The sequence below is a fragment of the Bradyrhizobium sp. B097 genome (assembly GCF_038957035.1).
In the GTDB taxonomy this organism is placed as follows: Bacteria; Pseudomonadota; Alphaproteobacteria; order Rhizobiales; family Xanthobacteraceae; genus Bradyrhizobium.
This window is the reverse complement of the sequence record NZ_CP152412.1, coordinates 1149572-1164039: the sequence shown is the minus strand read 5'-3', so window position 1 is coordinate 1164039 and position 14468 is coordinate 1149572. Positions and strand designations below refer to the sequence as shown.

Annotated in this window: 14 protein-coding genes; 3 read left to right on the top strand and 11 right to left on the bottom strand. The window is 60.9% G+C overall.

The genetic code is table 11. From position 1 onward, the window contains the following. Positions 1-253 precede the first annotated feature (253 nt). The 3 genes from AAFG07_RS05305 (at position 254) to AAFG07_RS05295 (ending at position 3653) form a co-directional block, all read left to right on the top strand. On the top strand, positions 254-1072 hold the full coding sequence (locus AAFG07_RS05305; protein WP_342726323.1) for a helix-turn-helix domain-containing protein: 819 nt from the start codon (positions 254-256) through the stop codon (positions 1070-1072). Positions 1073-1527: 455 nt separating this feature from the next. After that, the gene (locus AAFG07_RS05300; protein ID WP_342726322.1) at positions 1528-2694 is read left to right on the top strand and encodes an acyl-CoA dehydrogenase family protein; all 1167 of its coding nucleotides are present in this window, start codon (positions 1528-1530) and stop codon (positions 2692-2694) included. Positions 2695-2750: 56 nt separating this feature from the next. Further along, positions 2751-3653 (top strand): CoA ester lyase, encoded by a 903-nt coding sequence (locus tag AAFG07_RS05295; RefSeq protein ID WP_342726321.1) that lies wholly within the window; start codon positions 2751-2753, stop codon positions 3651-3653. Positions 3654-3808: 155 nt separating this feature from the next. Here the strand turns inward: AAFG07_RS05295 and AAFG07_RS05290 are convergent, their stop codons facing one another. From AAFG07_RS05290 to AAFG07_RS05240, 11 genes are all read right to left on the bottom strand, one after another. Beyond that, positions 3809-5242, bottom strand: coding sequence for an NAD-dependent succinate-semialdehyde dehydrogenase (locus AAFG07_RS05290; protein ID WP_342726320.1), 1434 nt, complete (start codon positions 5240-5242; stop codon positions 3809-3811). Positions 5243-5352: 110 nt separating this feature from the next. Next, positions 5353-6120: an ABC transporter ATP-binding protein gene (locus AAFG07_RS05285; RefSeq protein WP_342726319.1), complete on the bottom strand. Its 768-nt coding sequence runs from the start codon at positions 6118-6120 to the stop codon at positions 5353-5355. Next, on the bottom strand, positions 6117-6926 hold the full coding sequence (locus AAFG07_RS05280; protein ID WP_342726318.1) for an ABC transporter permease subunit: 810 nt from the start codon (positions 6924-6926) through the stop codon (positions 6117-6119). The genes AAFG07_RS05285 and AAFG07_RS05280 overlap by 4 nt, the downstream gene beginning before the upstream one ends. Further along, positions 6923-7894, bottom strand: a complete 972-nt coding sequence (locus tag AAFG07_RS05275; protein WP_342726317.1) for an ABC transporter substrate-binding protein — start codon at positions 7892-7894, stop codon at positions 6923-6925. Before AAFG07_RS05275 ends, AAFG07_RS05280 begins: the two co-directional genes overlap by 4 nt. 23 nt (positions 7895-7917) lie before the next feature. Continuing rightward, entirely contained in the window at positions 7918-8736 is an 819-nt protein-coding gene (gene pcaD, locus AAFG07_RS05270) for a 3-oxoadipate enol-lactonase (protein WP_342726316.1), read from the bottom strand. Between the two features lie 4 nt (positions 8737-8740). Next, positions 8741-9205, bottom strand: coding sequence for a carbon monoxide dehydrogenase subunit G (locus AAFG07_RS05265; RefSeq protein ID WP_342726315.1), 465 nt, complete (start codon positions 9203-9205; stop codon positions 8741-8743). A gap of 9 nt (positions 9206-9214) precedes the next feature. Then, positions 9215-10192 (bottom strand): amidohydrolase family protein, encoded by a 978-nt coding sequence (locus AAFG07_RS05260; RefSeq protein WP_342726314.1) that lies wholly within the window; start codon positions 10190-10192, stop codon positions 9215-9217. Continuing rightward, on the bottom strand, positions 10189-12528 hold the full coding sequence (locus AAFG07_RS05255) for a xanthine dehydrogenase family protein molybdopterin-binding subunit (RefSeq protein ID WP_342726313.1): 2340 nt from the start codon (positions 12526-12528) through the stop codon (positions 10189-10191). Before AAFG07_RS05255 ends, AAFG07_RS05260 begins: the two co-directional genes overlap by 4 nt. A 65-nt stretch (positions 12529-12593) precedes the next feature. Continuing rightward, positions 12594-13151 carry a (2Fe-2S)-binding protein gene (locus tag AAFG07_RS05250; protein ID WP_342726312.1) on the bottom strand — a complete coding sequence of 186 codons (558 nt, stop codon included), beginning with the start codon at positions 13149-13151 and terminating at the stop codon, positions 12594-12596. Next, positions 13151-14044, bottom strand: a complete 894-nt coding sequence (locus AAFG07_RS05245) for an FAD binding domain-containing protein (protein WP_342726311.1) — start codon at positions 14042-14044, stop codon at positions 13151-13153. Before AAFG07_RS05245 ends, AAFG07_RS05250 begins: the two co-directional genes overlap by 1 nt. 48 nt (positions 14045-14092) lie before the next feature. Continuing rightward, on the bottom strand, positions 14093-14416 hold the full coding sequence (locus tag AAFG07_RS05240; protein ID WP_342726310.1) for an NIPSNAP family protein: 324 nt from the start codon (positions 14414-14416) through the stop codon (positions 14093-14095). Between the last annotated feature and the right edge of the window lie 52 nt (positions 14417-14468).

Sequence of the window (14468 nt, the reverse complement as noted above, 5' to 3'; positions counted from 1 at the left end):
TCGGATCAACAGCGAGCTATCCCGGTGACATTTTTCTCGATGCTCGCTTTCGCAAACCGATCGAGCGAATGGTACCGATGCCATTGACAGCAAATTTGCAAGCTTCAAAGATGAAACATGCAAATCGCACGGCAACTCAGCTGCCGAGGGGCAATTGGTATGGTTTGTAAGCGGACTATCCATCCTTTCCCAAGTCAAACCTGCGCTCAACGACCAACAGGTTTCGAAGAGCGATGCAGATCGAGAACATAGGATGACACGATCCATCAAATCCGCGGAACGAACGCTAGCGCTGTTTGAATTGTTCTCGCGACGGCAGCATCCGCTAACAGTTGGGCGGATCGCGGACGAGTTGCATGTTCCGCAACCGAGCGTGAGTATGTTGCTCGCCAATCTTCGCAAGCTCGGATATGTGAGCTATGATGTTCGAAGTCGAACATATACGCCGACGATTCGCGTCGCTCTACTCGGCATCTGGATTAGTCGTAAGTTCGATGCTGCGGGTTCACTCTCCTCTCGTCTCGCAGAGCTGCAGCGTCGCGTAGACGAAACTGTGTTTCTGGGTATTCAGAACGGACCATACGCCCAGTACTTGCTTGGAATCTACAAGAAGAAGCCGCGTAGCCTGCGTGCCGAGAGCGGCACCTACAGGCTTCTAACGGGTTCGGCGGTCGGGCGAGCGTTGATGTCGTTGATGACGGACCAGGAAATCCGCAGTTGGTTGCATCGCTGCAATGCAGAGGCACCCGAACGTCGACTGCGATTCACCAACGGCGAATTCATGGCAATCATCTCCGAGATCCGTGGCTGTGGATTTGCGCAAACTCAGGGAGACATCACACCCACGTTCGGTGCGATCGCAGTCACGGTTCGCTCGCCATCGGAGTTGATGCCAATGGCGGTCGGGACCGGCGTTCCGCTGGAACGAATTGAGGCAAAGCGTGACGATATCGTTGAGGCTCTTCGAGACTTCAAGAAGTCGCTAGAATCGATCCCTACGCTCAATCCCTCCCTGGACGATAGTGCTAGCGCGCAGCCAGTAACTTCTACAAAACTCACCCGGTCCGTTTGATCTCGTCAAAAACTAGACGGGGGCGAGTCAGAACCGATTGAGATCTCCGCCATTGGGGAAGCGCCCGAATGAATTGAAACTCTGCACCCTCAATCTGCTGTGCCACCCCCTCCGCAACCTCTGGAGGCGCCGCTTGGAGATAACTGGCATACACCCGTATCGATGTGTAGCAAGACGATGTCAGTCTACGTTGCGCGATTGAGGCGTCGGTATTCAATACATCAAGAATCGGTCGATGGCCGCCCCGTAAACCGGCGCCACCTGGTTCTTCTCTTCAGGTCAAGATTCTCAGAGCGACAGTTCTGCCGTCCAACCTCGCGTTGGATCCCAACACCATTACAGATGTAATGGGTCCTACCTGTTCTGGCCTTGTGCAATCAAATAACAATCGCCCGGGATGCTCCAACGCGAGCCAGAACGTTGGAGCTCAATAAAAACCACATGAGGACGCACCGATGGGATGGATGACTGAAGAACGGGTGATGATTCAACAGAGCGCCCGCGAGTTCGCCATGAACGAGGTGCTTCCGGTCGCCAACAAGCTAGATCCGGTCAAGGGAGAAATTCCCGACGATCTCATACGAAAGATGGCAGACCTAGGCTATTTCGGCATTGTGGTCGATGAGAGATATGGGGGTCTCGGACTTGGCGCGTTCGAATACTGCCTCGTTGCCGAAGAGCTATCTAGAGCGTGGATGAGTGTCGGCAGCCTGATCGCCCGAGGCAACTCCATGATTGGCATGGAGACGATGAGCGAGGAATGGCGCGCCGAAGTGATGCCAAGGGTTGCACGCGGAGAGTTGCTCGGAGCCTTCGCGATGTCGGAGCCAAATGCCGGTTCTGACGTCGCCAATATCAGCACGCGGGCTGTTAGAGACGGCAACGAGTTCATTATCACGGGAAACAAATACTGGTGCACTTTCGCGGATGGTGCGGATTTCATTACAGTCATTGCGCGTACAGGCGTCAATGAGGATCCGACGCGTCGACACGACGGACTCACGGCGTTTATGCTGGAAAAACCGCGGGGCCAGTTACCTTCCGGTGTTCACGGAAGCCCGATTCCCAAGATCGGGTACTTCGGTTGGAAAACCTGGGAGCTCGCGTTTGACGGCATTCGGGTGCCAGCAAGCAAGATACTCGGCCAGGAAGGCGCTGCCTTCCAGATGATTGCCCGTGGCTTAGAGCGTGCGCGCGCACATACTGCTGCGCGTTCAATTGGCCTTGCCAGAGGAGCACTTGAGGACGCAATCGCCTATGCCAAGGAGCGCAACCAGTTCGGACAGCCTATCGCGGACTTTCAAGCAATCCGCTTCAAGATCGCGAGAATGGCAACTGAGATTGAAGCCTGTCGACAGCTAATGTACCACGTCTGCGATCAGATCGATACTGGTAAGCGCTGCGATACTGAAGCTGCGATGGTCAAATACCTCGCCTCGGAGATGTCCGAGAGGGTCACCAGCGATGCACTGCAAATTCTTGGCGGAGCTGGATATACGACGCATTATGCCGTCGAGCGATACTGGCGTGACGCGCGCCTGACCAAGATCTTCGAGGGAACGAGCGAGATTCAGCTTCGTATCATCTCGGATCAACTTCTCGGTCGACCCTCTCGGCACTAACTTTCCCAACTGGAACCTGATCCGAGCGAACGACCGTTGAAACAGGACGATTTGTAATGCGACTTCCGTCAAGGCCGCGGCGCAGTGCGCTCTACGTTCCCGCATCGAACGCGAAAGCGATCGCGAAAGCCGAAGCTCTTCCAGCTGACATCATCATTCTAGATCTTGAAGATGCGGTTGCTCCGGAGGCAAAATACTCTGCTCGCATTACAGCCATTGAAGCGGTCAAGGCAGGCGGCTTTGGTAAACGCGAGGTCCTGATACGTTGCAATCCGCTGGACAGCCCTTGGGGACCGGCCGACCTCGAAGCGATTGCGTCTTCCGATGCGGCAGGGATCTTGGTGCCGAAAGTCTGTAGCCCTAGGGATATCATAGTCACCGAGGAAGGCCTCCGAAGAGCGAAGGACGACCTTGCTCTTTGGATCATGATAGAGACCTGCGCCGCGGTGAATTCGGTGCGTGAGATCGCAATGACGGAAAGCAACAGCCGTCTGAGCGGATTGGTACTTGGAACCAACGATCTTGCCAAGGAAATGAGAGCGCAAATAACTCGTGAACGTGCGGCATTTCTGCCGATCTTCACGACCACCATTCTCGCTGCGAGGCAATATGGGCTTGCGGTTTTGGACGGCGTCTGTAACGAGTTTACTGAGCTCGCGAGATTTGAAACTGAATGTATTCAAGGTCTCGTGTTGGGTTTTGATGGTAAGACCCTTATCCACCCACGGCAGATCGGCTCGTGCAATGAAGTCTATTCCCCTACTGCTGCTGAGATTGAGTGGGCCGAAGCGATAGTAGCTGCGTTTGACAGCCCGGAGAACGCAGGCAGGGGGGTCATTCAGCTGAATGGCAAAATGGTTGAGCTGCTGCACGCAGACCAAGCACGCGATCTGATAATTAGGTATCGTGCGATTGAGGATCTAGCAACCCGCAGGCAGAACTGCAGGCCGCTTTCGTAGTCGGAGGTCCTGCCTTCAAACGTCTCGGGCTGTCGCGCATTTTCCAACGTCGCAAGTTAGCCCACGCTGATCCAACCGCATTCGCCAGCGTAGGCTTGCAGATGGCAGGCTTGGCACAAATTCCGCCTCGTCGCGGGGCCCGTGATTATGGTGTCTCACAGGGGGCCTTGCGAAACGAACTTGCTCACCAGGTAAGCATCGACGGCCTCGAGGCCGCCTTCGGACCCATAGCCGGAGTCCTTGACGCCACCGAATGGAAGCTCTGGCAATCCGAGGCCATAGTGATTGATTGAGACCATTCCACTTTCGATGGCTTGGGCCACTGCCGTCGCATTCTGCACCGAACGCGTATACGCATACGAGGCAAGACCGTACGGCAACCGATTGGCCTCAGTCATTGCATCGGCAAAGTCTCGAAAGCGCGAAATCGTCGATATCGGACCGAACGGCTCCTCGTTCATGACACGCGCGATCTTCGGGACATTCATCAAGACGGTCGGCTCGAAGAAATGGCCCTTATTCCGGCCCCGCCTGCCGCCCACCGCGATCTCAGCGCCACATTCGAACGCATCGTCCAGCATCGCGTTGAGCGCCGCGAGACGACGGCTGTTCGCAAGCGGCCCGATGGTCACGCCGGCATCGAGCCCGTCCCCCAGCTTCAGGGCCTGGGTTCGCCCGATGAACTCCCCGACGAATTCGTCGAACACTGCGTCGTGCACCAGAAACCGTGTCGGCGCGATGCACACCTGGCCGGCGTTGCGATATTTGCCTTGAGCCAGAATTGCGGCCGCAGCCTTCACGTCCGCATCTGCGAACACGATCGCCGGAGCGTGACCGCCCAGCTCCATGGTGATGCGCTTCATGTGTTCTCCAGCGAGGGCGGCGAGCGTTTTCCCGACCGATGTCGAGCCGGTAAACGAGACCTTCCGGATCGACGGATGCGCAATCAGGTACTCCGAAATCCCGGATGGAACGCCGTAGACCAGATTGATCACACCATCCGGGAGGCCCGCGTCGGCAAAGGCGCGGATCAGCTCAGCGGGAGAGGCAGGGGTTTCTTCGGGCGGTTTGATCACCACGGAGCAGCCGGCGGCCAGCGCCGCGGCCAGCTTGCGAGCCGCCTGGCTCACGGGAAAATTCCAGGGCGTAAACGCGGCGACCGGACCGACCGGCTCCTTCACGACCAGATTGTACACGCCCGCGGAGCGCGCTGGGATGATCCGGCCGTAGGTCCGGCGCGTTTCCTCCGCGCACCAGTCGAGAATGTCGGCGGACGCGAGCAGTTCAGTTTTCGCCTCTTCCAACGGCTTGCCCTGCTCCAGCGTCATCAACCGGGCGATCGTCTCGATCCTCTGACGCAACAGCTCGGCCGCGCCGCGCATGACTCGCGAGCGGTCCATCGGCGACGTCTTGCGCCACACGTCGAACCCGTGTACGGCGGCCTCTACGGCCGACGCGAGATCCTCCCGCCCAGCGCATGCCACCGACCCGATCCGTTCTTCGGTGGCGGGGTTGAGGACCGCGATCGTCTCGCCGGACAGGCTCGGACGCCACCGCCCGTCAATGAACAATTCAACTTGCGGATACACGCAGTAACTCCTCGTTTCGAACCTCAATGCATCAACGATCCGCCCAGAGCATTCGCCCAGGCACACCTGCGCCTTCCATATGCTACGGCGATCTTGCCCGCCGGCGTGAGTCAGGCCGCTAGCGCACGTTGAATTTGATCGCGAATACTCTCTTCGCTGTCCGCGTCGACCGGATCTGCCAGAGGGATATCGATTGCGATATTGGCCGGGCGCTTCAGAACCACGATCCGATCGCCGATCGCGAGTGCTTCGCTGATCGAATGCGTGATGAACACCGCGGTCTTTCCGTTGTCCTTGACCAACCTGACAAACTCGGCGCGCAGCTTGCGGCCCGTCATTTCATCGAGCGCGGAAAACGGCTCGTCGCACAGCAGGATGTTCGCATTGGTGGCGAATGCGCGCGCGATCGCGACGCGCTGCCGCATTCCTCCCGACAAGGCGTGCGGATAATCGTGCTCGTGGCCGCGAAGCCCAAGCGTCTCCAGCCAGCGCTGCGCGATCGCCCTGCGCTCATCGACGGTCTTCCCGAGTATTTCGAGCCCAAGCTCGACGTTCTGGATCGCCGTTCGCCACGGGAGCAAACGATCGCCCTGGAACACGATCGCCATCTTACCGCGGAATGCTTCGAACTCTCTGAAGGGATCGTGGCCATCGACGGTCACGCGCCCCTTGGACGGCGCGGTCAATCCGGCAATCATGTTGAAGATGGTAGACTTGCCGCACCCGGTCTTGCCGAGCAAGGCCAGCATCTGCCCCTCACCGATTTGGAGGTCCAGATTGTCGACGGCCGTGTACGACGACGCAGCATTGCTCTTGCCGAATACCTTCGAGACCTTCTCGAGAGAGATGGCAATCTGTGCGGAGTTGCTGTTCGTCATAGCGTGCGCTCCGAGACTGCCCGATAGCGGAACACGGAGCTCTCGATCAGTGTTAGGATGGCTTGAACGATCAGCACGAAGAACACGAGTTGCAGCGTCCAGGCTAACGCGCCGGCCATGTCAAACACTTGCTGTTGCTGAAGGAGCTGGTATCCGACGCCGCCGGTGGCGCCGACCAACTCGGCCACGACGACCACGCGTGAGGCGTTGCCGAGATTGACCTTCCAGGCGGTTAGAACATCGGGGAGGATGGCGGGGATGATCATCGCCGTGAACAGCTTCGTGCGCGACGGGCGAAAGCTCATGACCATTTCGGTGAGATCGCGGGACATCGCCTGCAACGCGCTCAGCACCTGGAACGAGAATGCCGGCAGCGTCGTCATCGCCATGATGAAGAATATGCGCGGCTCAATGCCGTGAAACCAGATGATCGCGAACACGACCCACGACAGTGCCGGAATTCCCTGGAACAGCGTGAGGATCGGCGAGAGGAAATCGTGGGCCATGCGCGAGCGGGCCATCATCACGGCAAGCAACGCGCCAACCAGAAAGGCGCCGGCGAGCCCAGCGAGGATGCGGAGCACGGTGGCGAGAACGTCCGCGAACTGAGCCCAATCGGTGACGATGCCGACGAAGCGCCAGAACACGTCGACGAGCGAGGGGAACAGGAATGGCGGAAAGAACAGCGCGGCGAACTGCCAGACGCCGGCAACGACCACGAACGGTACAATGTACGACGCCGCACCACGGATGACCGACAAGCCGAATCGCGCCGCCGCAGAATTCTCGTATCGCGTGGCCGTCATTTCATCGCCCCTTGATAGATGGTGGAGGCGGCGGGATCGGAGGGAAGGAACGCGATGGACTTGCCTGCGGCGTAGACCGCATTGATCTCCTTACTGACCTCGGCCGCCGTCCGGACATTCATACCCAAACGATCGTTCGCGCGAATGAGCTCCGAAATGGCCTTCCGGTCGTCGTCGGTCCCCTTGCCGGCGATTAGCTTTGCCGCTTCGTCGGGATTTGCAGCAACCCATTCCGCGGCTTGCCTGTAGGCTGCATAGAGTTTCGGGATGAGTTCCTTGTTCTTCTCCGCCCACGACACATGCGCGGCAACGCCGAGATAGGGGATGCTCGTGCTGCCGGACACTTTCTTCCAGCTTTCCGGGATATTGAGGTCGAGCGTCCTGATGCCCGGCTTCTTAGCGTGCAGCGTGGTATAGGCCGGCTCCCAGAGCTGAACGGCGGTCGCCCGGTCAGCAAGCGCATAGCCCACCAGACCGGGCGTAGCCGTGTTGACGACGGACAGCTTCGCGGTATCGACCCCGAGCTGCCGCGCAAACCAGTCGAACATCACATAGTTAGTGGTGCCCTTTGCAGCGGCGAGGTCCTTGCCTTCCACGTCCTTGAGCGACTTGATGTCCGGCCGTGAGGTCACCACTGCACCCCAGAAATCGAACAGGTTGAAGAGGTAAGTGACCTTCACCCCGCGGACATCGGCAAGGCCGACCGTCAGCAGCGCCGCACTTCCCCCGACCTGGAACTCGCCCGAATTGAACTGCGCCGTGTAGGCGTCGGGCGTACGCTCCTCGAACTTGATCGAGATTCCGTTCTTCTCGTCCAGCTTCTGCGCCTTGATTACGGGCGGCAGGAATGCGCCGAGCGACGGCGCGCCGAACACGACGATCGATACTTTGGGAAGATCCTGGGCCGACGGCGTTGAAGTCGAGGCGATCGCGGAAAGAAGACCCAGCGCAAATGCTACCTTCTTCACGACACTTCCTCCTCCCGGTAAACCTATGCTGGGCCGACTGTGCGGACCGCGAATTGCAAGAGCTCTTCTGCAAATGCGCCGGATGCTTCGATCGCCGAGATATGCGCCGCATCGAGGGTCACCATGCGCGCGCCCGGGACGCCGGCCGCGATCTCCTCTCCACGCGAAGGTGGCGTCGAGGGATCGTTTGCGCCGCAAATCACCAGGACTGGGCAACCGATGTCGGGCAGACGCGGCTTCAGATCGGCAACCGCCAGCACCTCACAGCAGGCCGCGTATCCTTCGGGCGAAATGGCGGCAATCATCTTGCCGAGCTGTTCGGTCCGCTCCGGATGCAGCTCCCGAAACGATCTGGTGAGCCAGCGATCGAGCGTCGGCACAATCATCGGGGCCATACCGTGGGCGCGCACTGCCGCAGCACGCTCCAGCCACAGCGAGGGCGGCGGGAAGTTTGGCGCCGTGTTTGCAAGGACAAGGCCAGTCAGCCGCTCGCCCCTGATGGCGCCGAGCCATTGCCCCATTAGTCCGCCGAGCGACAACCCGCAAAAGGTCGCGCGCGGAATCTCCAATACGTCAAGAATGGCGACGGCGTCGAGCCCCAGCCGATCGATGGTGTAGGGACCAGCGGGCACATCCGATTGCCCGTGGCCGCGCGTATCGTAGCGAACCAGCCGCCACCGCTCTGTAAGGCGTGCGACGATGTCGTCCCACATCGACATCGTCGCTCCGATCGAGTTGCTCAACACCATAACCGGCTTGTTGGACGGCGGCGGCACCTCGACGGCCAGCTTCACGCCCGGCTCGACGGCTATTCGCTCGATGTGATTGGCTGGGCTCTTCACCACGTCATTCCGCCGCACTCTGAGTTGCGGAAAACTCCTTGCGTAGCGCGACAAAAAAGCGGCCAATCAAGTGCTTTGACACTCCTGCGAGGATCCGCTGCCCCACGCCAGCGACGAGTCCGCCGACTTCGCCGTTGCCCTTGTAGATGAGCCTGGAGGCGCGCTCGCCATCTGGTTCAATGTCGAAGCGCGCGATGCCCGTGCCGTGCCCCAGCGATCCGCTCCCGGATACCTTGATGTTGCAGGATCTCGGGGCCGCCTTGTCCGAGAGGCTGATCGCGCCTTCGAACGACCCGCCAACCGCGGCCACGCGAAGCTGCATCTCCACCGTGTAGGTATCCGGCGCAGTCTCCGTCATATTCTTGCAACCCGGGATACAGCGGGTCAGGACAACGGGATCGTTAAGGGCAACCCAAAGCGCCTCCACGGAAGCGGGCACGGTTTCACTGCCACCGATATCAAGCTTCATGTCATCCCCTCAGAGACCGAACAAGCGCTGAGCGAGGCCGCCATTGATCGAGATCCGCTCGCTCGGCGTGAGCGGCGTGTCCTCAACAATGTTCAGCGGCGCGAGATCGCCAATCGGGAACGGCATGTCCGATCCCATCATGATACGGTCGGCACCCACCACGTCCGCGAGAAAGCGCAGGGCACGGGGGTCCTGCACGATGGTGTCGTAATACATTGCGGCAAGCGCGGCATCGGGATCGCCCAGCTTGTCCTTGTCGAGTTGATAGTTCCGGCGCAACCGGCCAATGACGTAAGGCAGCGCCGCGCCGCCGATCCCGGCAACGATCCTGGCATTCGCGTAGCGCCCGACGTGGCCCGCATAGATCAGACGAGACATCGCGATCAGGGTGTCGGTGATCCGGCCGACCGCATTGGCCATTCCGTAGTCGTGAACGCGATCGTCGCCGCTTTCGAACACGGGATGGATGAAGATCACCGAACCGAGGTCGTTCGTGGCTTCCCAGAACGGCTTGAGCGCGGGGTCGTCGAGAACGCCACCCTTTCCCTTCGGCTGCGTTCCGATCATCGCCCCCTTGAAGCCGGACTGGTGCGCCTCGCGCAGCACTTCGGCGGCAAGCGCGCCGTCCTGCAGCGGAACCGTGGCCAGCGGGACGAAGCGGGGCTCCTCCCTGGCCGTCTGCGCGAGATGCGCATTGATCAGACGCGACCACCCGGCTCCCTCCTCTGCCGGAATTTCATAGCCGAACATGTCGAGCCAGCCACCGACCACCTGGCGTTCCACCTTCTGCGTGTCCATCCACTTCAGGCGCGCCGCGATATCGCTCAACGGCTTGGAGACGGGACGCGTCGGCTTGGCACCGGCGAACGAAAATCCGAGGCTCCCGCCGTCCTCGATCACCTTGATCGACGGAAACTTCGCCGCGTTCGCGCGGATCGCGTCGAGCAGGCCCGGAGGCACCAAATGAGCGTGACAGTCGATGATCATTGTGTACCCTTCTTCTTTGCGTCTTCCGCCGCGGCGATGGCATCACTGATTGCCGCGATGCGAATGGGAAGTTTCGAGAACGAGATGCCGAGCGGGGAGACCGCGTCATTGATCGCGCCCGAGATCACCGCAGGCGCACCGAGGTAGCCGCTCTCGCCGGATCCCTTCTGGCCGAACACCGTGAACGGCGATGGCGTGCAGTGATGCACGATTTCGACATTCGGCATCTCGTGCGACGATGGCAGCAGATAGTCCATGAAGCTCTGGGTCAAAATCTGCCCTTCCTCGTCATAGACAAACTCCTCGAGCAGGGCTGCCCCGATGCCATGCGCGATTCCGCCGAGCGTCATGCCCTTCACGATGTGCGGATTGATCACGGTGCCGCAGTCATGCCCGATGACGTAACGCCGGATCTCCGGCTTTGCGATCTCCGGATCAAACGCGAGCAGGATTAGGTGAAACTCGAAGGAATGACAGGGGTACATTTGCACGCGGCCGTTTTCCGGCAGCTTGGTGCCGGTCGGCACCTGCATCACATGCGTGGCCTCCAGTCCCGGTTCGGTGCCTTCGGGCAACGCGTGGAAATGCCGATGCCCGAGGTTCACCAGATCAATCCACGACAAGCGCGCGCTCGATTTCGGATCGGACACGCTGCCCTGGGCGTAGGTCGCATCGCCTTCCGGGATACCGAGCCGATGCGCACCGATCCTCGTCAGCTTGTGCCTGAGCTTCTGAGCGGCGTGATAGCAGGCACCACCCAACATAATCGCCATGCGGCTGCCGACAGGGGAGTTGGACGGAAGGCTGGCCAGGGAGTCCGGCCGCACGATGCGGATCAGATCCGGATCGATCTCCAATACCTCACCCACAACGGTGGCGGCCAGCGTCTCATGCCCCTGCCCTGCCGAAGTGTTGTGGATCGTGACGGTGACGGATCCGGCGCCGTCGACGTTGATCCGGCACGAGTCCATCCAGGTCGTGGTGGTGTTCTTTTCATTGAGCAGCGGCTCGAAAGACGAATTTCCCCCGCTGGGCTCGAGGCAGGCGGCGACGCCGATCCCTGCCATCATGCCGGAGGCGCGCAGTTCGTCGCGTTCCCTAACCAGCGCTTCATAGCCGGCGCTGGCAACAACCTTACCGACCACGGCGTGGTAGTCGCCGCTGTCGTAGTGGCTTCCGCTTGGAATAAGATACGGAAACTCGTCGCTGCGAATGAAGTTGCGGCGGCGAATCTCGATGCGGTCGAGCCCCACCGCGGCCGCGACCTTGTCGATGGCCGTCTCGATCGCATAGTTCGTCGGCGATTGACCGAAGCCCCGCACCGCCTCTTGCGCAGCTTTGTTCGACAGTGTCGCCGTGGCCCGATACTGCACGCTCGCGATCTTGTACGGGCCGACGATCGCACCGATCGGCTTGCCAAGCTGGAACGGCGAGCGCCCTGCGTATGCGCCCACATTGTCGAGCGCATGCATCTTCATCGACTTGACGAGACCGTCGTCACTGAAGGCGACCTCGACGTCGAAGATGCGTTCCGGACCGTGAGCATCGCCGGCACGCATATTCTCGAGCCGATCCTCGATGAGCCGAACCGGCCGACCGAGAACACGCGTGAGATGCGAGACCAGGACCGTGTGCTTGATCCCGCGCTTGACCCCGTAGCTCCCTCCGACATCGACGTCATGATGCACACGCACGTTGTTGGCGGGAATGCGGAGCGCACGCGCGATCTGGTCGGGGTACTTCGGCATCTGGATCGATGCCCAGACATCGAGCATCTCGCACCATGGATCCCACTGGGCAACCACGCCGAAGGTCTCGATCGGCACGGTCGAGTTGCGTCCCCAGGTCACCCGAAACTTCAGACGCCGGGGGCTCTCCGCGAAATGCCTGTCGACGTCGCCCCAGACAAAGGTCTTGTCGAGGAGCACGTTGGTGCCGTGCTCCCGGTGTACCTTGGCGCTACCTTCGGTGATGGCCTCTTCAGCGTCGATGACGAACGGCAGCGGCTCGTATTCGATACGGACCTTCTCGAGCGCGTCCTCTGCCTGGGCCCGGGTTTCCGCGACGACAGCCACAACCCATTCACCCGCATAGCGCACCTGCCCCACCGCGAGCGGATAACGCCGAACCTTTGGCGTATCGAGGCCGTTCATCAACGGATCGACTGCCTTGACGAGGTCCTCGCCGGTCAGCGCATGGACAACGCCCGGCATTCCCACGGCGCCGCTCGTATCGATCGACACGATTCGCGCGGCCGGATGCTGCGACGGAACGATCGCGACGTGCAGCATTCGATCGAGCACGATGTCGGCGACATAGCGCCCACGGCCAACCACGAAGCGCCGGTCTTCGCGAACACGCCGGTTTGACGACACAAACTTCAAAGCAGAGGCTTCCCCACTCATCGCCCGCCTCCGTGCAGAGCATTGGCCCCGACTGCCTCGACATCCTGCAGGTCAGCGTCCGCACCCGTCGGCGAACGCTGCGAGTTGGCCTTGCGCAAACGCTCGGCGGCGAATTGAACCGCCTCGATGATCTGTCCATAGCCGGTGCAGCGGCAGATGTTGGCGGAGATAGCATCGACGATCTCCTCGCGCGTCGGATTCGCCTCGCGTCGGAGCAGCGAATGCGCGGTCAGGATCATGCCGGGAGTGCAATAGCCGCATTGCAGTCCGTGCGTCTCGCAGAACGCATCCTGGACAATGCTCAGCTCGCCTGGAGCCGGCGCAAGCCCCTCGATCGTCGTGATCTCGTAGCCGTCCGCTTGCACCGCAAACATCAGACAGGCGCGCGCCGGCTCGCCATCCAGCAGGACGGTGCAAGCTCCGCAGACACCATGCTCGCATCCCGCGTGACTGCCGACCAGCGCCAGATCCTCCCGGAGCGTATCAAGCAGCGTCTTGCGCGGCTCGACGTTGACGTCACGGGCGCGGTCGTTGACCTTGAGGATGATCTTCATTATGCGCCTCGTTTCGCAGTTTGGCCGTCGCCGGCCCGCGCATCGTTGATCGCATCTTCAAGGGCGCGCGTGCCCAGAGCTACCGCGACCCGTAGCCGATATGCAGCTGACGCGTGGAGGTCGCTCGCCGGCTCGAGCACCTCTGCGGCCTGACGAACTGATTCGGTGATCGATTGCTTGTCGAGGCCGGTGCCAATCAGGCTTGACACGTCCAGACGCACCGGACGGTCGCCGACGCCTCCAATACCGAGCGCGGCATCGATGCAGCTGCCGCTCTCGTCGAGGGCCACCTGCGCGGCCGCCGCGACGAACGCGAAGTCGGATTTGCGAGCGCTGACCTCGTGAAAGCCGGTGCCGATCCGTGCATGCGACCAGATCGGAAAGCGAACCGCCGTCACGCAATCCCCCGGCATGACTGACGTCACCATCGGTCCGATGAAGAAGTCATCGGCGGCCAGCGCCGTCACGCCCTCCGGATTGGTGATCTCGATGTCTGCGCCAAGTGTGACGGCAACGAGGGGAATCTCGGCGGATGGATCGGCGTGAGCGACTGATCCGCCGACCGTGCCGCGATTGCGCGTCGGGGGATGGCCGACCCACGGCAAGGCCTTGGCGAGCAACGGCAGCGATTGCCGCGCAAGCGCGCTGCGCTCCACCTGCACCTGACGCGTCGTAGCACCGATCGCCAGGACATCGCCCTCGACACGAATGCCGTTCAGCTCCGGTAGTCGATAGATGTCGACAAGCCTCGTCGGGCGCGCGAGCCGCATCGCCAGCATTGGAATCAGCGTCTGGCCGCCGGATATCAGCCGCGCGTCCTCATCGGATGCGAGCAGTGCGCATGCCTCGGCAACCGAACCCGGCCTGACATATTCAAACGGAGCTGGCTTCATCTGCTTCTTCCGAGCTTGATGCCTTCGAACAGCGTCATGCGAGAGCGGCTACGCCAGCAGCAGACCGGCCACGGCCGGCGACAACACCGATACGGTCTGGCGATTCAACAGCGGGCCATTCTTCTCGGAGGCCGTCTTGATCTCGCGCCACTCGGGGTCGGCCCCAAACGCCGCCCAGGCCCTAGTGCGGTCATCCTCGGAGTTGAAGCGTGTGAGATAGGTGAGGCGGCCATCCTCGACCGGCCCCTCGAACACTCCGAGCAATTCGATGCCGAAGCGCGGCAAGCGCGGCGCGACGTGCTCCTTGAACCGGGCCCTCATCGCCGGGGCCTTACCTTCCACCGCCTCGTAGACGCGAATTTCATAGATCACCACACGCTCCTATCCTGCTTGCAGGCGCGGCCGATAAAAGCAAAGGCGTGAG

What these genes read in the sequence shown, in the direction of transcription:
- AAFG07_RS05305 (WP_342726323.1), top strand. Translation starts at nt 254, where the DNA reads ATGACACGATCCATCAAATCCGCGGAACGAACGCTAGCGCTGTTTGAA.
- AAFG07_RS05300 (WP_342726322.1), top strand. Translation starts at nt 1,528, where the DNA reads ATGGGATGGATGACTGAAGAACGGGTGATGATTCAACAGAGCGCCCGC.
- AAFG07_RS05295 (WP_342726321.1), top strand. Translation starts at nt 2,751, where the DNA reads ATGCGACTTCCGTCAAGGCCGCGGCGCAGTGCGCTCTACGTTCCCGCA.
- AAFG07_RS05285 (WP_342726319.1), bottom strand. Translation starts at nt 6,120, where the DNA reads ATGACGAACAGCAACTCCGCACAGATTGCCATCTCTCTCGAGAAGGTC.
- AAFG07_RS05280 (WP_342726318.1), bottom strand. Translation starts at nt 6,926, where the DNA reads ATGACGGCCACGCGATACGAGAATTCTGCGGCGGCGCGATTCGGCTTG.
- AAFG07_RS05265 (WP_342726315.1), bottom strand. Translation starts at nt 9,205, where the DNA reads ATGAAGCTTGATATCGGTGGCAGTGAAACCGTGCCCGCTTCCGTGGAG.
- AAFG07_RS05260 (WP_342726314.1), bottom strand. Translation starts at nt 10,192, where the DNA reads ATGATCATCGACTGTCACGCTCATTTGGTGCCTCCGGGCCTGCTCGAC.
- AAFG07_RS05250 (WP_342726312.1), bottom strand. Translation starts at nt 13,151, where the DNA reads ATGAAGATCATCCTCAAGGTCAACGACCGCGCCCGTGACGTCAACGTC.
- AAFG07_RS05245 (WP_342726311.1), bottom strand. Translation starts at nt 14,044, where the DNA reads ATGAAGCCAGCTCCGTTTGAATATGTCAGGCCGGGTTCGGTTGCCGAG.